Source organism: Hydrogenophaga sp. (genome assembly GCF_035481345.1).
Lineage (GTDB): Bacteria > Pseudomonadota > Gammaproteobacteria > Burkholderiales > Burkholderiaceae_C > Hydrogenophaga.
The window spans coordinates 16939-37584 of sequence record NZ_DATIGV010000094.1 but is presented as its reverse complement, the minus strand read 5'-3'; the positions used below and the strand labels follow the sequence as shown (position 1 = coordinate 37584).

At 70.8% G+C, this 20646-nt stretch carries 17 protein-coding genes; 4 read left to right on the top strand and 13 right to left on the bottom strand.

Translation table 11 applies throughout. The features are described 5' to 3' along the window. From VLG41_RS10270 to imuA, 3 genes are all read right to left on the bottom strand, one after another. On the bottom strand, window positions 1–2891 hold a 2891-nt coding region (locus VLG41_RS10270), incomplete at its 3' end, for an error-prone DNA polymerase (RefSeq protein WP_325349297.1). Further along, window positions 2888–4258: a DNA polymerase Y family protein gene (locus VLG41_RS10265; protein WP_325349296.1), complete on the bottom strand. Its 1371-nt coding sequence runs from the start codon at window positions 4256–4258 to the stop codon at window positions 2888–2890. The genes VLG41_RS10265 and VLG41_RS10270, both read right to left, overlap by 4 nt. Continuing rightward, a complete protein-coding gene (imuA, locus tag VLG41_RS10260) occupies window positions 4200–4985 on the bottom strand; it encodes a translesion DNA synthesis-associated protein ImuA (RefSeq protein ID WP_325349295.1) in 786 nt (261 codons plus the stop codon). The genes VLG41_RS10265 and imuA overlap by 59 nt, the downstream gene beginning before the upstream one ends. A gap of 253 nt (window positions 4986–5238) precedes the next feature. Between imuA and VLG41_RS10255 the strand changes: the two genes are divergently transcribed. After that, window positions 5239–6765, top strand: a complete 1527-nt coding sequence (locus VLG41_RS10255) for a hypothetical protein (RefSeq protein ID WP_325349294.1) — start codon at window positions 5239–5241, stop codon at window positions 6763–6765. Window positions 6766–6817: 52 nt separating this feature from the next. Here VLG41_RS10255 and VLG41_RS10250 read toward each other — a convergent pair whose 3' ends face one another. Both VLG41_RS10250 and metE read right to left on the bottom strand, forming a co-directional pair. Next, complete coding sequence (locus tag VLG41_RS10250) at window positions 6818–7249, bottom strand: YciI family protein (protein ID WP_325349293.1); 432 nt, start codon at window positions 7247–7249, stop codon at window positions 6818–6820. Window positions 7250–7405: 156 nt separating this feature from the next. Further along, the gene (gene metE / locus VLG41_RS10245) at window positions 7406–9700 is read right to left on the bottom strand and encodes a 5-methyltetrahydropteroyltriglutamate--homocysteine S-methyltransferase (protein ID WP_325349292.1); all 2295 of its coding nucleotides are present in this window, start codon (window positions 9698–9700) and stop codon (window positions 7406–7408) included. A gap of 110 nt (window positions 9701–9810) precedes the next feature. On the opposite strand from metE, the gene VLG41_RS10240 reads away from it, so the two are divergent. Next, window positions 9811–10743: a LysR family transcriptional regulator gene (locus VLG41_RS10240; RefSeq protein WP_325349291.1), complete on the top strand. Its 933-nt coding sequence runs from the start codon at window positions 9811–9813 to the stop codon at window positions 10741–10743. On the opposite strand, the gene VLG41_RS10235 is transcribed toward VLG41_RS10240, so the two are convergent. The 3 genes from VLG41_RS10235 to VLG41_RS10225 all read right to left on the bottom strand — a co-directional run bounded on the left by VLG41_RS10235 (window position 10697) and on the right by VLG41_RS10225 (window position 15261). Continuing rightward, window positions 10697–12166: a Do family serine endopeptidase gene (locus VLG41_RS10235; protein WP_325349290.1), complete on the bottom strand. Its 1470-nt coding sequence runs from the start codon at window positions 12164–12166 to the stop codon at window positions 10697–10699. The two genes, VLG41_RS10240 and VLG41_RS10235, sit on opposite strands and share 47 nt — an antisense overlap. Beyond that, the gene (locus tag VLG41_RS10230) at window positions 12163–12522 is read right to left on the bottom strand and encodes a hypothetical protein (RefSeq protein WP_325349289.1); all 360 of its coding nucleotides are present in this window, start codon (window positions 12520–12522) and stop codon (window positions 12163–12165) included. The genes VLG41_RS10235 and VLG41_RS10230 overlap by 4 nt, the downstream gene beginning before the upstream one ends. Window positions 12523–12684: 162 nt before the next feature. Then, entirely contained in the window at window positions 12685–15261 is a 2577-nt protein-coding gene (locus VLG41_RS10225) for an ATP-binding protein (RefSeq protein WP_325349288.1), read from the bottom strand. A 139-nt stretch (window positions 15262–15400) separates the two neighbouring features. Here VLG41_RS10225 and VLG41_RS10220 point away from each other — a divergent pair, with 139 nt between their 5' ends. Beyond that, on the top strand, window positions 15401–16165 hold the full coding sequence (locus VLG41_RS10220) for a response regulator transcription factor (RefSeq protein WP_325349287.1): 765 nt from the start codon (window positions 15401–15403) through the stop codon (window positions 16163–16165). A 3-nt stretch (window positions 16166–16168) separates the two neighbouring features. On the opposite strand, the gene arsH is transcribed toward VLG41_RS10220, so the two are convergent. From arsH to VLG41_RS10195, 5 genes are read right to left on the bottom strand one after another with little or no spacing between them, the layout of a single operon-like run. Next, window positions 16169–16933 (bottom strand): arsenical resistance protein ArsH, encoded by a 765-nt coding sequence (gene arsH, locus VLG41_RS10215; protein ID WP_325349286.1) that lies wholly within the window; start codon window positions 16931–16933, stop codon window positions 16169–16171. Then, complete coding sequence (gene arsC / locus VLG41_RS10210) at window positions 16890–17318, bottom strand: arsenate reductase (glutaredoxin) (RefSeq protein ID WP_325349285.1); 429 nt, start codon at window positions 17316–17318, stop codon at window positions 16890–16892. The genes arsH and arsC overlap by 44 nt, the downstream gene beginning before the upstream one ends. Before the next feature lie 8 nt (window positions 17319–17326). Then, a complete protein-coding gene (gene arsB, locus VLG41_RS10205; protein ID WP_325349284.1) occupies window positions 17327–18349 on the bottom strand; it encodes an ACR3 family arsenite efflux transporter in 1023 nt (340 codons plus the stop codon). Next, window positions 18349–18876, bottom strand: a complete 528-nt coding sequence (locus tag VLG41_RS10200) for an arsenate reductase ArsC (RefSeq protein ID WP_325349283.1) — start codon at window positions 18874–18876, stop codon at window positions 18349–18351. Before VLG41_RS10200 ends, arsB begins: the two co-directional genes overlap by 1 nt. A 10-nt stretch (window positions 18877–18886) precedes the next feature. Further along, the gene (locus VLG41_RS10195) at window positions 18887–19213 is read right to left on the bottom strand and encodes a metalloregulator ArsR/SmtB family transcription factor (RefSeq protein ID WP_325349282.1); all 327 of its coding nucleotides are present in this window, start codon (window positions 19211–19213) and stop codon (window positions 18887–18889) included. Between the two features lie 193 nt (window positions 19214–19406). Here VLG41_RS10195 and VLG41_RS10190 point away from each other — a divergent pair, with 193 nt between their 5' ends. Further along, entirely contained in the window at window positions 19407–20573 is a 1167-nt protein-coding gene (locus VLG41_RS10190; protein ID WP_325349281.1) for a galactosyldiacylglycerol synthase, read from the top strand. Window positions 20574–20646: the final 73 nt, after the last annotated feature.

The window sequence follows — 20646 nt, the reverse complement described above, 5'->3', positions numbered from 1 at the left end:
GGCTGCTGGCGCACGGTGACGATGCCGCAGGCGCGCGCGAAGCGCTTGTCGGGCAGGGCCTTGAGTTCCTCGGCCGTCATCAGGCGCCGCGCACTCAACTGCGGCCGCAGCAGGGCCAGGGGGTGACGGCGCAGCGTCAGGCGCGTGGCGGCGTAGTCCCACACGATGGCCTCACCCTCGGGCGCGGGCGGCAGTTCGATCGGCGCTTCGTGCACGGGCGCGTGGCGCAGCAGCGCGGGCGGCGCGCGCAGGCCCGCCGCGTCCCACATCTGCTGGCGCCGGTGGCCAGAGAGACCGATCAACGCATCGGCCGCGGCCAGCAGTTGCAGCTCGCGCTGGTCCAGGCCCGCGCGCTGGGCGAGGTCTTCGGCGTCGCTGAAGGGCGCTTCGCGGCGCGCGGCGGCGATGCGATCCGCCGCGTCGCGTGACAGGCCGCTCACGCGGTTGAGGCCCAGTCGCACCGCGGGTTCGTGCGGCGGTCCTTCCAGCGTGCAGTCGTGCTCGCTGTGGCGTACGTCCACCGCGCGCACCACCACGCCGTGGCGCTGCGCGTCCTGCACCAGCTGGCTGGGTGTGTAGAAGCCCAGCGGCTGGCTGTTGAGCATGGCGGCCAGAAAGGCGGCCGGGTGGTGGCGCTTGATCCAGCACGAGTCGTAGACCAGCAGCGCGAAGCTGGCGGCGTGGCTTTCGGGGAAGCCGTAGTCGGAGAAGCCGTGGATCTGCTGGTAGATGCGTTCGGCGAACTCGACCGAGTAGCCGTTGCCGGTCATGCCCTTGACGATGCGCTCGTGGTACTTGTGCAGACCGCCCTTGCGCTTCCACGCGGCCATGGCGCGGCGCAGCTCGTCGGCCTCGCCCGCGCTGAAGCCGGCGGCGATCATGGCCAGTTGCATCACCTGTTCCTGAAACACGGGCACGCCCAGGGTGCGTTCCAAAGCGGGCTTGAGTTCATCCTTTTCATAGGTCACCGGCTCCTTGCCCTGCCGCCGGTTCAGGTACGGGTGCACCATGCCGCCCTGGATGGGCCCGGGCCGCACGATCGCCACCTCGATCACCAGGTCGTAGAACTCCCGCGGCCGCAGACGCGGCAACATGCTCTGTTGCGCGCGGCTCTCGATCTGGAACACGCCGACGGTGTCGGCCTCGCAGATCATGTCGTAGGTGGGGTCGTCGCCGTCGGGGATGTCCTGCAATTCAAAGGGCCGGCCCAGGCACTGGCCGATGAAGACCAGCGCCTTGCGCAGCGCGGTGAGCATGCCCAGCGCGAGCACGTCCACCTTGAGCAGCCCCAGTGCGTCCAGGTCGTCCTTGTCCCACTCGATCACGGTGCGGTCTTCCATGGCCGCGTTCTCCACCGGGACGATGCGCGTGAGCCGATCCTGCGTGAGCACGAAGCCGCCCACGTGCTGCGAGAGGTGGCGCGGAAAACCCGACAGCTCGCCGATGGCCTCGCCCGTGAGCACGCCGACGAGGTCGATGAGCTGGCGCACGGCCAGGTCGTCGGGCCGCAGGCCCACGGCGAGCAGGCGCTCGGCCGAGGGCGTGCGGCCATCGAACCACTGCTGTTCCTTGGCGAGGCGGTCGATCACCCCGGCGTCGAAGCCCAGGGCCTTGCCCACGTCGCGGATGGCGCTGCGCCGGTGGTAGGTGATGACGGTGGCGGCCAGCGCGGCGCGCTCGCGGCCGTACTTGTTGTAGAGGTACTGGATCACCTCCTCGCGGCGCTCGTGCTCGAAGTCGATGTCGATGTCGGGTGGCTCGTTGCGCTCCTTGCTCAGGAAGCGCTCGAACAGCACGGTCTGGCGCGCGGGGTCCACCTCGGTGACACCCAGGCAGTAGCACACCACCGAGTTGGCCGCGCTGCCGCGGCCCTGGCACAGGATCTTCTCGCCGCGCGCAAAACGCACGATGTCGGCCACGGTGAGGAAGTAGTGCTCGTAGCGCAGCTCGGCGATGAGGGCGAGTTCGTGTTCGATCTGCGCGCGCACCTTGCCGGGCGTGCCGCCAGGCCAGCGCCGCGCCGCGCCCTGTTCCGTGAGTTCGCGCAGGTGCTGCGTGGGCGTGCGGCCCTCGGGCACCACCTCGGCCGGGTACTGGTAGCGCAGTTCGTCGAGCGAGAAATCACAGAGCCCGGCCACGCGCAGGGACTCGGCGAGCAGATCGGCCGGGTAGGTGGTGGACAGGCGCAGGCGCGAGCGCAGGTGGCGCTCGGCATTGGGCTGCAGTTGCCGGCCGCAGGCGGTGAGCGGCTGGCCCAGGCGCGTGGCGCTGAGCACGTCCTGCAGCGCCTGGCGCGAGCGAACGTGCATCAGCACGTCGCCCGTGGCCACGAGCGGGATGGCGCTGAGCTCGCCCGCCTCGCGCAGGCGCGCGAGCCAGGCCTCGTCGTCGAGCTGGCGCAGCAGCGTCACCGCGAACCAGCAGCGCCCGCTGAAGCCGGTGAGCAGCCAGCGCGCGATGTCGAGCAGGCGCGGCAGGGCGGTGCCGCGATCGGGTGCGGCAAGCAGCAGGCAATCACCCAGCGCGCCCGGTTCGATGTCGGCCAGGTGCAGGCGGTACTCGCCCTTTTTCGGGCTGGCGCGGCGCAGGCGCGTGATGAGTTCGCAGAGGTTGCCGTAACCCGCGCGGTTCTGCGCCAGCGCGATGAGCGTGAAGGGCGCGTCGTGCACGCGGAACTGCGCGCCGACGATCAGCGGCAGGCCGCATGCCTTGGCCTCGACGTGCGCGCGCACCACGCCCGCCATGGAACATTCGTCGGCGATGGCCAGGGCCGCATAGCCCAGTTGCGCGGCGCGGCGCACCAGCTCCTGCGGGTGGCTGGCGCCGCGCAGGAAGGAGAAGTTGCTGAGACAGTGCAGCTCGGCGTAGGTGGGTAGGCTTTGGGTGTTCATGCAAACACTCCGTGCAGGTACCAGGCGCCGTCTTCATCGGCCAGACGCCCCTGGAACACCCACAGCACGCCGGCCTGTTCGTCGAGCGCGACGAAGTAGTCGCGCTGCGCGTGGCGGTGCGCCACGCCGTCGCCCGCGCGGTCCCACCAGCCGCCTTCCACGCGGTGCGGCCCGGCGATCAGTTGCAACACGCCGCGGTACACGGGCCGGTGCCCGCGCACCGGCAGCCGCAGCGGCTGGGGCAGCACCCAGCTCGGCTGCGGCGTGTGATCGGGCGCGGGGATGGCAGGCCGCGCGCGCGGCAGGGGCTCGCCCACGGGCTGCCAGCGCTGCATGTGCTCGAGCCGGTGGTCGTCCAACGGCACGGGCCGCAGCACGCGCTGCTGGCCCAGCCGCACCGCGATGCGCTCCAGCGTCTCGTCCAGCGCCGCGTCGGCCGTGCCGTCGTCGGGCAGCAGCGACCCACTCGGCGGCGCCAGCGGCTGCGTGTCCAGGGCCTGCAGTTCCAGGTCGCCCACCGGCGCCAGCAACTCGGTGCGCGCCAGGTGCTCGGCGAGCAGGCGCGCCAGGTGCTCGATGCGCCGCGTGGGCGTGCGCGTGCGGATGAGCAGCTCGCCACCTTCACCCGCGGCGCGCGAGCGCATCGCGTCGTGCGCCCAGCGCAGCGCGAAGGCCGTGACGCCCCGGTGCCGCGCGGCCAGCCAGCCGCACAGGCGCAGCAGCAGGCGGTGCGCGCCGTGCATGAGCGCGGGCGCGTCCTCCACGCGCGACATCAGCTCCAACCGCGCGAGAAAGGTCTCGGGCGGCGCCAGCCAGTGCTGCGGTTCGGGGCACTGGCCGTAGGCCTGGTCGAAGGCCGCCAGCAGCGCGGTGTCGAAGCGCCGGCCCAGGCCCGCGCGCGGCAGGCGGCGCACATCGCCCAGGGTGCGGCAGCCCAGGCGCGCCAGCGTGCCGCGGTGCGGTGCCACGGCGCCCAGCGTGTCCATGGGCAAACGGTCCAGGGCCTGAGGCAGTGCGCGCAGGGACGCCACCCCGGCGACGCCCGCGCGCGCGAAGGCCAGCGCGGCCAGACCGGTGGGCGCCCAGCCGATGCGCTGCACGCCGAACTCGGCCGCCGCCGATTCGCACACGCGCTCGCGCAGCGCGGCGCGGCCGCCGAACAGGCGCAGGCTGGCCTCCAGCTCCATCAGAACGGCGCCCTCGACCTCGGCCACCCGGGGCGTGAACTGCAACGCCCAGGTGCCCAGCGCGATCAGGCGCGCGGCCGTCGACCCATGCACCCCGTGCGCGTGCGGCGCGTTCGTGGCCTCAGGCGCGCTGGGGCTGGCGTCGTCCGCTTCGGGCAGGAGCAGTGCGGCCCACCACATCGGCGGCCTCCTCGGATTCAGGTAGCCAGCGGCCCGGCGCCCGCATGCGCGGCGTGAGCACCGCGTCCAGCCCACCGGGCACCGAGGGCAGGAGCAACTCGCCCTCGTGCGGTGGGCCTTTGCGCTTGAACACGCGCACGCGCAGGGCCCAGTCGGCGTCGTGCCGCACCAGCAGGCGCAGCGGCGCGGGCGAGGCCTGGCCTTGCGCGGCCTGGGGGCGAAACAACAGCACCAGGCCGTCGTTGCCTTGCGCGCTCACCTGCAGGCGGCGCAAGGCCTCGGGGCTGGCCTGCGGCAGCCAGGCCAGCAGCGCACCGCAGGCGTTGGCGCGGATGAGCTGCTCGCTCGCCCACAGGCGCTCGGCCTCGCTGTCGGCCTGCACCCAGATCAGTTGGCGCGCCGGTAATCCCAGGTGCTGCAGCCCGGGGCCGTGCGGCGTCCAGGGCGGGCCCACCAGGGCCAGGCAGCGGCCAGCCAGTTGCGGCAGGCAGGGGGCGAGCAGGCGCCATTCGTGGGCGCCGGGCCGGGCCTGCAGCACCTCGGTGAGCGAGCGGCAGGGCCAGCCGCCGCCGGGCAGTTCACGGTCCAGCAAATCCCAACCAGAAGTGAGCACTCGCGAAATCGGTGTGCCAATCTCATGGCCGCGCCAGAGGGCGTCGGCCACGCGGCGCGGCCAGGGCGCCGCGGGCGGGGTGGGGGCCGAGGGCTCGGCCGAAGGGAAGGACATGGCATCGTGACACTGTATGCACGTACAGTATCACAGATGATTTTTCTGTGATGAATGGAGGCGACGGGCTGGGGTGAGGCAACGCGGTGAATGGGAGGAGCGACCAAGGGGCACTTTTGTCCGTCAGTCCTTACTCACCCCGCTCACCATGATTCGTGATCGCTCTCGCTCTCCTTCCCCGCTATCCCGTCCGGCGCCCAGCGCATTCGTTCAATCCTCTTCATTTCCTTCGGGCCTGGAACGGCTGAACGAGTTGACCGAGCGCGTCCCTGAGGCGCCGGACCTGGAGGTTTTGACGTCCTTGGTCGAAGAGGCCTTGGCGGTCAAGCTGAGCAAACCCTTCGTGCCCTTTCTTGAGGCGGTCATGGCGCAGTTGGTGATGGTCGAGCGTTCCATGGGGGGGGTTCACGTCCACCAGGCACGAAGAACGGAAACCATCCTCCAGAGACTGCTTCCCGATCTGAACCGCTGTTCCGAATGCGAACAGATGATCGTTGTGGGCGCGTATATCCGGGCATGCCTCTCACTGGATCTCGCACAGTGCAAGGACCACCTGAGAAATCTGGACAACTGCTTGCGAGAGTTGCCCGACTTGCATCTGTCCATCAACGTCTGGATAGCATTGCAAGCCGCGCTGGAAGAGGGGCCGAAATCCACGCAGCAAAAGACACCCGAATCCGAGCCCGCGGCGTGTCCGGATCTGTCGATGTCGCGCTACTCCGACGAGACACAGAAGATCCTCCAGGAGCGCATTGCATCATCCTTGCCGCATCCCGACAGCGCACGCTCGCCGGAAGAACTGCGGGCCCTCGGAAGGTTCATCGAAGCAGTTAACCGGGTGAACAAGGTCTTCCATGGCGGCACGCTCACCTTGTTGCATGCCAAGGGTTTTCGTTTGATGAAGTTGGCCCCGAGCCACTTTCCCCAGATCGCTGCTCTGCCCTGGACCGTATTGCCGGAGATCCTGCAGGAAGTTTCGGACGGCTCACCCTATCCCTTCAGCGGCTTCCGATGCCTGGACGACCTTGCGCATGCCGCCACGGGTGTTCGGCACGCGCGTAATGCCTTGTTGGCGCAGGAATCGTTGCTGGCCCTGGTGTGGCAGGAGCTCCATGGCCCCACCGGCAAGGGCGTTCCGTATGCGGTCTTGCCCACTCTGCTGGTGGCGCATTCGCTGCTCTGGGGAATCGGCATGCCGCCTTTTTCTGCCTGGCTGTGCTTTGACGTGCTCGTCAAGGCCTTGCGGGAATATCCCGATGCGGTCGCTGTTCCTGCCTTGATGGAGGCCGCGTTGCGCGCGAAGCAGGGAGAAGCGCGTACGGGGGGTGTGGTCACCGTATTCGAACCCGGTGGCGATACGCGGAACCTGAGTTCGGGCGACGTTCTGCTCTGGATCGCCCAGCGCGAATGCCAGATCGCTGATCCAGAAAAACCTTTGGAGGCCCTGGCGGCCGTGTTGAACTGCACGCCTGAGCGCGGCGACCGACCCGACGATTCGACGGTCATGACCGCCCTGGAATTCCTGAGCAACTATCCCTATCCCCTGATCGGTGCCATGGACGAGGCGCTCACCATCATCCGACGCCACTTCCTCACGCCCTATACCGAAGGGCTCGTGGCCCATTGCCTGGCCAAGCAAAACGCGAGCGGGATCGAATGGAAGGCGATTGCTGCACCCCGGGTCCTCGGGCCGCTGAGCAGCATCGATGAGCAGGTGCGCCGGTTTCCTAACCTGAATGTCCAGGTCATCGAGGGCCCTGTGGGCTTCCAGCGCCACTGAGCCGGCGCGCCGGGCAGGGGCCGGGCGGCCGGTGTGCCGCTACCTGCCAGCCTCATCGCTTCAGTTGCTCGGCCACCTGCCCGCGCAGCCGGTCTTCCATCTCACGCAGTTCGGGCGTGAACGCCTCGCCGAAGTCCTCGGCCTCGTAGATGCGGCGGATCTCGATCTCCGAGTCGCCGCGCATGGGGTTGGGGCAGCGCTTGGCCCAGTCGATGGCTTCCTGCAGCGAGGCGCACTGCCAGATCCAGAAGCCGGCGACCAGCTCCTTGGTTTCGGCGAAGGGGCCGTCGATCACGCGGCGCTGGTCGCCCGAGAAGTGCACGCGGGCACCTTTGGCACTGGGATGCAGGCCCTCGCCCGAGACCATCACGCCGGCCTTCACGAGCTCCTCATTGAAGCGGCCCATTTCGGCGAACTCCGCCTCGGTGGGCATCACGCCCGCTTCGCTGTCGGCGGTGGCCTTGATCATCACGATGAAACGCATGGGGTTCTCCTGTGCAGGGTGTTGAAGGCATGGGCCGCCAGGGCGGCTCACATCCCCACGACGGGCGGGACAGCGCCGGATCGACACCGACGCCAGCGGCCCCGCCCGCGCGCCGACGAACGGCAAGCGTACCCCTGAACCCCTGCGCGATCCGGTTCAAGCCACCTCGGCGCGCAAGGCCCTGGCCGCGGCCACCATGTGCGCCAGCGCGGGGATCACCTCGGGCCACTGGCGGGTCTTGAGGCCGCAGTCCGGGTTCACCCACAGGCGCTGCGCCGGGATGCGCTCGGCCGCCTTCTTCATCAACCGCTGAATGTGTTCCTGCGTGGGGATGTTGGGCGAGTGGATGTCGTACACGCCCGGGCCGATTTCATTGGGGTACTCGAAGTTCTCGAAGGCGTCGAGCAGTTCCATGTCGGAGCGCGAGGTCTCGATGGTGATCACGTCGGCGTCCATGCCGGCGATGGCGCCGATGATGTCGTTGAACGCCGAGTAGCACATGTGGGTGTGGATCTGGGTCTCGTCGCGCACGCCGTTGGCGGTGATGCGAAAGGACGCCACGGCCCAGTCCAGGTACTCGTTCCATTGCGCCTTGCGCAGCGGCAGGCCCTCGCGCAGCGCGGCCTCGTCGATCTGGATCACACGCACGCCGGCTTTCTCCAGATCCAGCACCTCGTCGCGGATGGCCAGCGCGAGCTGCTGGCACGAGACCGAGCGCGGCTGGTCGTCGCGCACGAAGGACCAGTTGAGCAGGGTGACCGGGCCGGTGAGCATGCCCTTCATGGGTTTGTCGGTGAGCGACTGCGCGTAGGTGATCCACTCCACCGTCATCGCCTTCGGGCGGCGGATGTCGCCGAACAGGATGGGCGGTTTCACGCAGCGCGAGCCGTAGGACTGCACCCAGCCGAACTGGCTGAAGGCGTAGCCCTCGAGTTGCTCGCCAAAGTACTCGACCATGTCGTTGCGCTCGGCCTCGCCGTGCACCAGCACGTCCAGGCCCAGGGCCTCCTGCTCGCGCACGCTGCGCCGGATCTCGGCCTGCATCGCGGCCCGGTAGCCCGCTTCGTCGAGCCGGCCGGCCTTGTGCTCGCTGCGCGCGTGGCGGATCTCTGCCGTCTGCGGGAAGGAGCCGATGGTGGTGGTGGGGTAGAGCGGCAGCTTCAGCCAGGCGGCTTGCTGGCGCGCGCGCTGACCATAGGCGCTTTGGCGACGACCCAGGTGGGCGCCGATCTTTGCCACCGCTGCCTGCACGGCCGGGTGGTGCACGCGCGGCGAGGCGCGGCGCGCGGCCAGCGCGGCGCGGTTGGCGTCCAGCGCGTCCTTCACCGCCGCACGGCCCTCGCGCAGCGCGGTGGCGAGCACGCGCAGCTCGTCGAGCTTCTGGACCGCGAAGGCGAGCCAGGACTTCAGTTCGGCGTCGAGCGCTTGTTCACTGTCGAGGTCCACGGGCACGTGCAGCAGCGAGCAGGAGGGCGCGATCCACAGGCGCTCGCCCAGGCGCTCGGCGACGGGCTCCAGCCAGTTGAGCACGGCGCCCAGGTCGGTCTTCCAGATGTTGCGGCCATCGACCACGCCCAGCGACAGCACCTTGTGGGCGGGCAGCAGGTTGAGCACGGGCAGCACGTCCTCGCGGCCGCGCACGGCGTCGATGTGCAGGCCGGCCACGGGCAGGTTCGCGGCCAGGTAGCCGTTCTCCAGCAGCGGACCGAAGTAGGTGGCCAGCAGCAGCTTCACCCGGCTCGTCTTGAGCTGGTGGTAGGCGGTGTTGAAGGCGTGGCGCCAGTCCTCGTCGAGTTCGGTGACCAGCAGCGGCTCGTCGATCTGCACCCACTGCACGCCTTGCGCGGCCAGGGTGTCCAGCAATTGCGTGTAGACGGCCAGCAGCGCCGGCAGCAGGGCGAGCCGGTCCGAGCCGTCCTTGGACTTGCCGAGCGCGAGGTAGGTGACGGGGCCGACGATGACCGGCTTGGCCTTCACGCCTTGGGCGCGCGCCTCGGCCAGTTGCCCGAGCAGGCGCGAGGCGTCGAGCGAGAAGGTGGTGCCGGCGTCGAACTCGGGGACGATGTAGTGGTAGTTGGTGTCGAACCACTTGGTCATCTCGCCGGCGGCCACGCCGCCGCAGCAGGCCGCATGGTCCTGCGCGCCTTGCGCGGACCGGCCGCGCGCCACGCGGAAGTAGTTGTCCAGCGCATCGCCGTGGAAGCCACGCACGCGCGCGGGCAGGTGGCCCAGGGTGAAGCTCATGTCGAGCACCTGGTCGTAGAAGGAGAAATCCCCGACGGGCACGAAGTCCAGGCCAGCCTGCTCGGCCCAGTGCCGCTGGCGCAGGCGCGCGCCCTCGGCCTGCAGTTGTTCGCGGGTGGACTGGCCTTTCCAGTAGGCCTCCTGGGCGAACTTCAGTTCACGTTGGGCGCCGATGCGGGGGAAGCCGAGGTTGTGTGCGGTGACCATGAGCGATGCCTTGAGCGGTGGGATGTCGAGGCCGGCATGGTGTCGATTCGATCCATGAAAGTAAAATGGTCATTTATCAACAATCGATCGAAATCGTTCATGGACAGAAAATGCTCGAACGATCGCACCTGACCATCCTCCAGGCGGTGGAGCGCGAGGGCACGCTGACGGCGGCGGCCGAGGCCCTGCACACCACCCAGTCCGCGCTGAGCCACACCATGCGCAAGCTCGAGCAGCAGTTGGGCACGGACGTGTGGCACCGAGAGGGCCGCAGCCTGCGCCTGACGCAGGCGGGCCAGTACCTGCTGGCCGTGGCCACGCGCGTATTGCCGCAGTTCGCCCAGGCCGAGGAGCGCGTGCGTCAGTTCGCGCAGGGCGAGCGCGGCGCGCTGCGCATCGGCATGGAATGCCACCCCTGCTACCAGTGGCTGTTGAAGGTGGTGTCGCCCTACCTGGCGCGCTGGCCCGACGTGGACGTGGACGTGAAGCAGAAATTCCAGTTCGGCGGCATCGGCGCGCTGTTCGGCTACGAGATCGACCTGCTCGTGACCCCCGACCCGCTGCTCAAGCCCGGCCTGCACTACGAGCCGGTGTTCGACTACGAGCAGGTGCTGGTGGTGGGCGTGAAGCACCCCTTGGCGCAGGTGGCTTACGTCAAGCCCGCGCAGCTCACGAACGAGGTGCTGATCACCTACCCCGTGGCCACCGACCGGCTCGACGTCTACACGCAGTTCCTGCAGCCGGCGGGCATCACGCCGCGCCAGCACAAGACCATCGAGACGACGGACATCATGTTGCAGATGGTGGCCAGCGGTCGCGGCGTGGCGGCGCTGCCGCGCTGGCTGGCCGAGGAGTACGCGGGCAAGATGAAAGTGGTGCCGGTGCGCCTGGGCCGCCAGGGCATCGCCAAGCAGATCCACCTCGGCGTGCGCGAGGCGGATCTGGACATCGACTACCTCAAGGGCTTCATCGCCCTGGCCCGCGAGCCGGCCGCGATCAGCCCACGCGCAGCGGCACGAACAGCGTGGCGCCGTCGCGCATGAGCTGCAGCGCGATGGACTGCTTCGCCTCGCGCGCCTCGGCCTTCACCTGGTCCACGGTGTTCACGGGCTTGCCGTTGATGCCGATGAGCAGGTCGCCGGCCTGCACGCCCGCGAGTTCGGCGGCGCCCGTGACGTCCTCGATCACCAGGCCCTGGCGCGCGCCGCTGGCGCGCCGCTCGGGCTCGCTCAGGGGCCGCAGCATCAGGCCGAGCTTGTGCTCGCTGCCGGTCGCACCGCCGCCCTTGGCGGAGGCCGTGCGCGGGTCGGCCGCGCTCGCGAGTTCGACCGAGGTCTTGGCCTCGCGCCCGTCGCGCCAGTAGCCGATCTCCACGCGCTCGCCAGGCTTTGCCTGGCCCACCAGCAGGGGCAGGTCGGCGATGCGCTCCACCGGCTCCTGGCCCACGCGCAGGATCACGTCGCCCGAGCGCAGGCCGGCCTTGTCGGCGGGGCTGCCGGGCTCCACCTGCGCCACCAGCGCGCCGCGCGGTGCGTCCAGGCCGAAGGACTCGGCCAGCGGCTGGTTCACGTCCTGCGCGGCCACGCCCAGACGGGCGTGCTGCGCCTGCCCGGTCTTCACGATCTGGTCCTTCACGTTCAGGGCCACGTCGATCGGGATGGAGAAGGCCAGCCCCTGGTAGCCGCCGGTGTGGCTGAAGATCTGCGAGTTGATGCCCACGACCTGCCCCTGGGCGTTGAACAGCGGGCCACCCGAGTTGCCGGGGTTGATGGCCGCGTCGGTCTGGATGAAGGGCACGTAGCTCTCGTCGGGCAGCGAACGGCCCTTGGCGCTGACGACGCCCACGGTGGCGGTGTTCTCGAAGCCGTAAGGCGAGCCGATGGCCAGTACCCAGTCGCCCACGCGCAGGTCCTTCTCGGAACCCAGGGGCACGGTGGGCAGGTCCTTGGCCTCGATCTTGAGCACGGCCACGTCGGTCATCGGGTCGGTGCCGAGCACGCGGGCCTGGAACTCGCGCCGATCGGGCAGCTTCACCGTCACGCGCGAGGCGCCGTCGACCACGTGCGCGTTGGTGAGGATCACGCCGTCCTTGTCGACGATGAAGCCCGAGCCCTGGCCGCGCACGATGTCCTGGCGCGGCGCCTCGCCACCGTCGGGGAACGGGAAGGGAAAGCCGAAGGGGCTGATGCCCTGGCGCGGATCGTCGCCCTGCAAGCCCACGCGGCGCGTGCCGCTGACGGAGATGTTGACCACCGCCGCGCCGTTGGCCTGCGCGATGGCGGCGAAATCGACCTGGCCGGCACCGGGGGGCGCGACCGGGGCCGCCGTGCGCACGAAGGCGGTGGGGGTGGCCGGCTCGCCGTGGCGCGAGAGGCCCCAGCCCACGGTCAGGCCGCCCACGGCGCCCGACACGAGCATGGCCGCCACCAGGGGCAGCAGGCGATGGCGAAGGTAGCGGGTGTTCATGCGCTGCCTCCATCCAGGCGCACCATCAGCAGCGCGTCACCGGCCTGGCGCAGCGCCGACAGCGCCGACCACGGGTGGTGCAGCCGCAGATGAAAGGCCGCTTCCTCCAGCAGGGACCAGGCCGCCATCGACGAGCCCGACTGGTCGCGCAGCAGCGAGCGCGCGTGCTCGATCCGGTGTGCGGCCTGCGCGTCGTGGTCGCAGTAGATGGCGACCATGGCGTCGCGCACGTCGTCGAGCAGCGGCGCGAGGTTGGTGGATGGCAGGCCCGACGCGAGCGGGCGCAGGGGGTGGCCGGCCGCGTGGATCAGGGAATCGATGCCGGTCACCGACGAGGGCAGGGGGTTCTGTTGCATGACAACTCCAGTCGCTGGGGCCGGTGCGGCGGCGGGATTGCCACGGTGCCGGCGTGCGATGAAGCATCGGCGCGCCAGGTTGCCGCCCGGCTACCGCGCGCGGGCGCCATGTTTCAGATGCAATGAAGCCGCGAACGGCGTGAAGGGGCTGGCGCGGCGGCTTCAGCGCGGCGCGTGCAGCAGGCGCTGCAGCACGGCGTCGAGTTCGGCCCAGTTCAGCGGCTTGGACAGCACCGCCTGCACGCCGGCGGCGCTGGCGCGCGCGCCGAAGTCGGTGCCACCGTAGGCCGTGGCGATGAGGGCCACGACGCCGGGCGACAGGCGCCGGCAGCGCTCGATCAGCTCCAGCCCGCTCAGGCGCGGCATGGCCTGGTCGCTCAGCACCGCGGCGAACAGCGCCGGCTCGGCCTCGAAGGCGTGCCAGGCCCGCTCGGCATCGCTGAAGCCGCGCGGCTCGAAGCCGCGCTCGGCCAGGTGCTCCTCCAGCAAGGCCACGAGCGCGGGCTCGTCGTCCACCACCATCACCACCTCGCCCTGGCCCGACCACGCGCCGGCGTCGTGGCCGGGGGCGGGGTGCGCAGCGGGTTCGGGCAGCGGCAGGTGCAGGGTGATGGCGGTGCCCTCGCCGGGCGCGGTGCGCAGCTCGATCGCGCCGTGCGCGTCGCGCACCGCGGCGTGTACCACGGCCAGGCCCAGGCCGGTGCCACCCTGCGCGCCGCGCGTGCTGTAGAAGGGCTCCAGCAGGTGCGGCAGGTGTGCCGGCTCGATGCCGGGGCCGTCGTCCTCGACCAGCAGGCCCAGCCAGCGGCCCGGGCGCAGGCTGCCCTGCCACAACACGCGCGGGCTCTGCACCTCCTCGGTGAACAGGCGCGCGCGCAGCCTGCCCCGTGCGCCCACGGCCTGCGCGGCGTTGCGCATGAGGTTGAGCGCGGCCTCGAAGAAGGCCACGCCGTCGCCCACCAGCTCCAGGTCTTCGGCGTCGAGCTCGAGCCGCGCGTCCACGCCCTCGGGCACGTCCTGCACGGCCAGGGTCCAGGCCTCCTGCACCAGCGCGCGCGGGCGGTAGGGCTGGCGCAGGCCCTGGCCGGTGCGGCCGAAGGCCATCATGCGCGCCACCAGGGTCTTGCCGCGTTCGCCCGCGCTGAGCATGTGCTGCACGTGGCCGGCCAGGGCGCTGCCCTCGGGCGCCAGGGCGCGCGCGCGTTCGCCGAAACCCAGGATGGCCGCGAGCACGTTGTTGAAGTCGTGCGCCACGCCGCCGGCCAGCGCGCCCAGGGCCTCGAACTGGCGCGCGCGCTGCAACTGCTCGTCGAGCCGGCGCGCGGCCTCCGACACCGCCACCTCGTCCGACACGTCGTAGGCCGTGCCGGCAAGCAGCAGCAAAGCCCCTTGCGCGTCGCGCAGGCCCTGGCCGCGCAGGCGCACGTGGCGCGGCGGTTCGCCGGGCGGCGTCACGCGCAGGGTGACGGAGAAGTCGCGCGTGCGCTCGCGCACGTGGGCGTCGATCGCCTCGCGCAGGCGGCGGCGGTCGTCCTCGCTCACGCGCTCGGGCCAGGACAGGGCGTGCGTGGCCGGCGGCGCGCTGGCGCTGGCGTCGAAGCCCAGCAGTTCGCGCATGCGCGGCGAGAGGTAGTGGCGCTCGCTCACCGGGTCCCATTCCCACAGGCCCTCGCGCGCGGCGGCGAAGGCGCGCGCGGCGCGCTCGCGCTGGCGCTGCAGGTCGCGCTGGCTGTGCTCGCGCCAGCGCTGCTCGCGCGCGTGGCGCAGGCTCAGCACGGTGGTGACCAGCAGCGCGGCCAGCGCGAAGCCGCCCACCAGCCAGGCCTGCAGGCGCCAGTCGGCCAGCACCACGTGCGTGTCGCGCGAGAGCACCACCGCCAGCGGCGCGCGCTGCATGGCGTGGCCGGCCAGCAGCAGGCCGTGCGTCTGGCCATCGTCGCCGGGCGCGTCCACGATCTGCGTCCACGCGGCCACGCCGGTGGGCGGGCGCAGCGTGCCGGCGCGCTCGGGCCAGCCGCTGGAGGGCTCGGACTCGAGCAGCGGCGTGCCGTCGGTGCGCAGCACGCGCAGGCGCGCGTCGGGCGCGGGCCGTCGCCGGTCGAAGCCGCCCAGCAACAGGGCCGTGTCGGCCGCCACGACGATCACGCCGTGGTGGCGGCCATCGGGCGAGTACCAGGGCATGGACAGCGGGATCCAGGGCGTGCGGTGCCCGGGCCAGGTGGCGGGCGCGCCAATGTGGGCCGAGCCCGGGGCGGCGCCCGCCGCGCTGTGGAAGTAGTCGGCGCGGCCATGCGCGGGCTCGACCAGCGAGGCGTCGGCGGCCTGCAGCACGCGGGCGCGGGCGTCGAGCAGCAGCATCTGGCGCGCGGCCGGCAGCGCAGCGGCGCGCGCGCGCAGCACCGCGCCGGCCACGGCGGTGTCGGGCGTCCAGGCGCCGCCCGCGATCTCCTCGGCCGTGGCCTGCATCGCGGTCTGGGCGGCGGCCAGCGCGCTGTCGGCCTGGTCGGCCAGGGCGCTGGAGAGGGCCGCGAGCATGCGCTCCTCGCTGTCCAGCAGCTGCTGGCGCAGCGTGGCCAGGCCCACGCCCAGGCCGGCCACCAGGCAGGCGGCGATCAGCAGCGGCAGGATCACCGCGCGATCGAGCAGCAGTTCGCGCCAGCGCGGCGCGCGCGCGGCGCTGGCGCCGCCGTCGTCGAGCGAGAGTTCGCTGATCGGGGTGGTGGAATGGTCGGGGAACACTTGGAAACCTTCGCGCAGCGCGCTGCGGTGCGAACCCCTTCGGGCGGCCGTGCGGGGCTCATATCGTGGCTCGGGCGCTACCATCGACCATAGCGGATGCAGGCACGCGCCGCACGATCCGCCACCGCACCCTTTGCCGATGACCGACGATCCGCAGGCCCCCGCCCACCCGCCGCACATCCTGGTGGTGGACGACGACCCCGCGCTGCGCGAGCTGCTGCTGGGCTACCTGGGCGAGGCCGACATGCGCGTCACCGCCGTGGACAGCGGCCGGCGCCTGTTCGAGGTGTTCGACCAGGAAGCCATCGACCTCGTGGTGCTCGACCTGCGCCTGCCCGGCGAGGACGGCCTGGCCCTGGCGCGCCAGTTGCGCGAACGCGCGCCGGTGCCGGTGATCCTGCTCACCGGCCGCGCCGAGGAGGCCGACCGAGTGATGGGCCTGGAGCTCGGCGCCGACGACTACGTGACCAAGCCCTTCAGCCCGCGCGAGCTGCTCGCGCGCATCCGCGCCGTGCTGCGCCGCTACCAGTCGCGGGTGGCCGCGTTGCGCGCGCCGGACGAAGCCCCGCGCGATGACCGGCGCCGCGCCTTCCGCTTCGCCGGCTGGGAGCTGAACCTGCGCACGCGCCGCCTCACCGCACCCGATGGCCGCAAGGTGGAACTGGGCAACCACGAGTTCAGCCTGCTCATGGCCTTCTGCGGCGCGCCGCAGCGCGTGCTCAGCCGAGACCAGTTGCTCGAACTTTCGCGCCTGCACAGCGCCGAGGTCTACGACCGCGCCATCGACGTGCAGGTGCTGCGCCTGCGCCGCAAGATCGAGGCCGACCACGGCAAGCCCACGCTGATCGTCACCGAGCGCGGGGCGGGGTACCGGTTCAATGCGGCGGTGGAGACGCTGTACTGAGCGCTACACGCTGCGCGACAGGTTCATGCGCCGCGACAGCGCTTCGGCCGATTCCTTGCGTTCGCTGTAGCGGTCCACCAGGTAGGGCGACACGTCGCGTGTCAGCAGGGTGAACTTGAACAGCTCCTCCATCACGTCCACCACGCGGTCGTAGTAGGCCGAGGGCTTCATGCGGTCGTCGTCGCCGAACTCCTGGTACGCCTTGGCCACCGAGGACTGGTTCGGGATGGTGAGCATGCGCATCCAGCGCCCCAGCACGCGCATCTGGTTGACGGCGTTGAACGACTGCGAGCCGCCGCTGACCTGCATGACGGCCAGCGTCTTGCCCTGCGTGGGGCGCACCGCGCCCAGGGCCAGCGGAATCCAGTCGATCTGCGCTTTCATGATGGCGGTCATGGCGCCATGGCGCTCGGGCGAGCACCAGACCATGCCCTCGGCCCATTGCACCGCTTCGCGCAGCTCGGCCACCTTGGGGTGCGACTCGGGCGCGTCGTCGGGCAGCGGCAGGCCGTTAGGGTGGAAGACCCGTGTGTCGGCGCCCAGGGCGCGCAGCACCCGCTCGGCCTCCAGCGTCACCAGGCGGCTGAAGGAGCGTGGGCGCACCGAGCCGTAGAGCAGCAGGATGCGCGGCGCGTGCACCGAGCGGGTGGGCGGGAACAGGCGCTCGCGGTCGATCGGGTGCAGCAGGCCGGGTTGCAGCGCGGGGAGGGACACGGGCAGGTTCTCAACGGACACGTCGACCCTGCGCGTTGAGCACCATTTCGCCATCTTCCTTGGCAAAGGGCCGCATCGGTGGCTCGGGCAGCAGATCGAGCACCATTTCCGAAGGCCGGCACAGGCGCGTGCCCCGGGGCGTTACCACGATGGGGCGGTTCATCAGGATGGGGTGGGCCTCGATGAAGTCGAGCAGTTGCTCATCGCTCCAGTGGGGCTGGTCCAGGCCCAGCTCGGCATACGGCGTGCCGCGCTCGCGCAGGATGTCGCGCACGCCCAGGCCCATGTCGGTCAGCAGGCGGCGCAATTCGTCGCGTGAAGGCGGGGTCTTGAGGTACTCGATCACACGCGGCTGCACGCCGCAGTGGCGCATCAGCGCCAGCACGTTGCGCGAGGTCCCGCAACCGGGGTTGTGGTAGATCAGGTAGTCGTCGTTCATGGTTTGCGTCATTCGGGCGAAAGCTCGGCGGGGCGCCAGCGGTTCACCATCGCGACCAGCGACAGCATCACCGGCACTTCCACCAGCACGCCCACCACCGTGGCCAGGGCCGCGCCGGAGTGCAGGCCGAACAGCGAGATGGCCACGGCCACGGCCAGTTCGAAGAAGTTGGAGGTGCCGATCAGGCAGGCCGGGCCGGCCACGTCGTGCGGCAGCTTCAGCCAGCGCGCGCCCCACCAGCCCAGGAAGAAGATGCCGTAGGTCTGGATCAGCAGCGGCACCGCGATCAGCGCGATGACCAGGGGCTGCGCGAGGATGGTGTCGGCCTGGAAGGCGAACAGCAGCACCACCGTGCCCAGCAGCCCGGCGATGGACCAGGGCTTGAGCCTTGCCACCAGCGCGGCCAGTGCCTCGGGCCCGCGCTGCAGCAGGTGCGTGCGGGTTGCCACGCCCGCCGCCAGCGGCAACACCACGTACAGGACGGTGGACAGCAGCAGCGTGGACCAGGGCACCGTCACGTCGGTCACACCCAACAGGAAAGCCGCGATGGGCGCGAAGGCCACGACCATGATCAGGTCGTTCACCGACACCTGAACGAGCGTGTAGTTCGGGTCGCCCCGTACCAGTTGGCTCCACACGAAGACCATGGCGGTGCACGGCGCCACGCCGAGCAGGATCATGCCGGCGATGTACTCGCTGGCCGAGGCCGGGTCCACCCAGGGCGCGAACAGGTGCTGGAAGAACAGCACGCCCAGCGCGGCCATGGTGAAGGGCTTGACCAGCCAGTTGATGACCAGGGTGAGCGCCAGGCCCTGCGGGCGGCGGCCCACCTCGCGCACGGCGCCCCAGTCCACCTGCACCATCATCGGGTAGATCATCACCCAGATGAGCACGGCCACCACGAGGTTGACGTGCGCGAATTCCAGCGCGGCCACCTGCGCGAAAGCCGATGGCGCGCCGGTGCCCAGTGCCACGCCGGCGGCGATGGCCAAGGCGACCCACAAGCTGAGCCAGCGTTCGAACAGGCCCATCAGGCAGCCCCTTCCGTTGCCGGGGCGGAATTGCCCGTCAGACCGATGTGGCGCAATTCCTTCTGCAGCGACAGTGTGTCCAGCTTGCCCAGCGGCAAGGACAGGAGGATCGTGATGCGCCGGGTCAGCACGAGGAAGGCATCGTTGAAGGCCTGGCGGCGGCGCGCCTCGCTGCCGGTCACGGCGGCCGGGTCTTCCACGCCCCAGTGAGCCGACATGGGCTGGCCGGGCCACACGGGGCAGGTTTCGCCCGCGGCCGAGTCGCACACGGTGAGCACGAAATCCATCACCGGCGCGCCGGGCAGCGCGAACTCGTCCCAGCTCTTGCTGCGCAGCGTGGAAGTGTCGTAGCGATGGCGCTGCAGCAGCTCCAGTGCCAGCGGGTGGGGTTGTCCGGCGGGTTGGCTGCCCGCGCTGAAGGCGCGAAAGCGCCGGCCGCCGAGCTGATTGAGCACCGCCTCTGCCATCAGGCTGCGGGCGGAATTGCCCGTGCAGACGAAGAGGACGTTGTAGGGTCGCGTTTCCATGGTGATCCTTTCAGCACGTGGTGCAGGTGCCGGGTGAGGTGAGTTCGCAAGGCTGGCCTTCGCAGCAGTGCTCGGTGAGGTAACCCAGCAGGCCGTTCATGCGCGCGAAATCCGCCCGGTAGATGAGGTGGCGGCCGTCGCGCTCTTGCGAGATGAGGCCGGCGCGGTGCAGCTCCTTCAGGTGGAAGGACAGCGTGGTTGCGCTCGCCTCGAGTTGCTCGGCGAGGCCGGTGGGCGTCAGGCCCTCGGGCCCGGCCTGCACCAGCGCGCGAAAGGCGCGCAGGCGCGTGGACTGGGCCAGGGCGGCCAGCGCAGCGATGGCATCGGGTTCGTCCATGGAGGGCTCCTGGTGGAATGTTTCCATATTTCGACAATCTTTGAATTATAGAAGGGCGGATATGACGGGAGCAAGACAGAAGCACCGCGCGGTCCGAACCGTGGGTTCGTCACGGTGCCGTCGCCGGATCGTCACGCCACCGTCGCGCGGCGTTCATAACCTGTTCGCATCGCCACCACCGCACGGCAGGCCCATGACCCAGGTCGATCTCATCTACTTCAATGCCGGCGGCGGCCACCGCGCCTCCGCCCTGGCCCTGCAGGGCGTGCTGAACGAACTGCAGCAGCCCTGGAACGTGCGCCTGGTCAACCTGTTCGAGGTGATCGACCCCTCGCAGAACTTTCGCCGCCTCACCGGCAGCGCGCCGGAGGACTGGTACAACCGCCGCCTTGCGCGCGGCTGGACCCTGGGCATGTCGCAGGAGCTCAAGCTGCTGCAGGCGCTCATCCGCCTGACGCACCCGACGCTGGTGCGCAAGCTGCACGCCCACTGGCGCGCCACCCGGCCCGACCTGGTGGTCTCGCTCATCCCCAACTTCAACCGCGCGCTGTTCCAGAGCCTGGCGCAGGCGCGCCCCGGCGTGCCCTACGCCACCGTGCTCACCGACCTGGCCGACCACCCGCCGCGCTTCTGGATCGAGCGCGGCCAGCCGCAGCACCTCATCTGCGGCACGCCGCGCGCGCGGGCGCAGGCCCTGGCGGCCGGCCACGCGCCGCAGCGCGTGCACGCCACCAGCGGCATGATCCTGCGGCCCGACTTCTACCGCCCACCGGTGGCCGACCGCGCGGCCGAGCGCGCCCGCCTGGGCCTGGACCCGCACCAGCCCACCGGCCTGGTGCTGTTCGGCGGCCACGGCTCGCGCGCCATGCTGGGCATCGCGCGGCGCCTGCCCGACGTGCCGCTCATCCTCATGTGCGGGCACAACCAGGCCCTGGCGCGGGCCCTGGCCGCGCTGCCCGCGCGCGCGCCGCGCCACATCGTGGGCTTCACGTCCGACGTGCCGCGCTACATGGACCTGGCCGACTTCTTCATCGGCAAACCCGGCCCCGGCAGCGTGAGCGAGGCCCTGCAGCGCGGCCTGCCCGTGCTGGTGTCCGACAACGCCTGGACCATGCCGCAGGAGCGCTACAACGCCACCTGGATTCGCGAGCGGGGCGTGGGCCTGGCCTACCGCAGCGCCGCCGGCCTGGCCCCGGCGGTGGCCGAGCTGCTGGGCGACCTGCCCGCCTGGCGCGAGCGGGTGCATGCCCACCACAACCGCGCGCTGTACGAGGTGCCGCAGATCCTGGCGGGCATCCTGCACGGGGCCCGACAGGGCGGGCCCGCCGTGGCGCCCCTCACCCACGCCGAGGCCCTTTGAGCCTGGCGCGGCGCCGCCTGGCGGCCATTTCGACCTCCTGAACCGCTGGGGTGTTGGCGGGCGCATTTGTGTC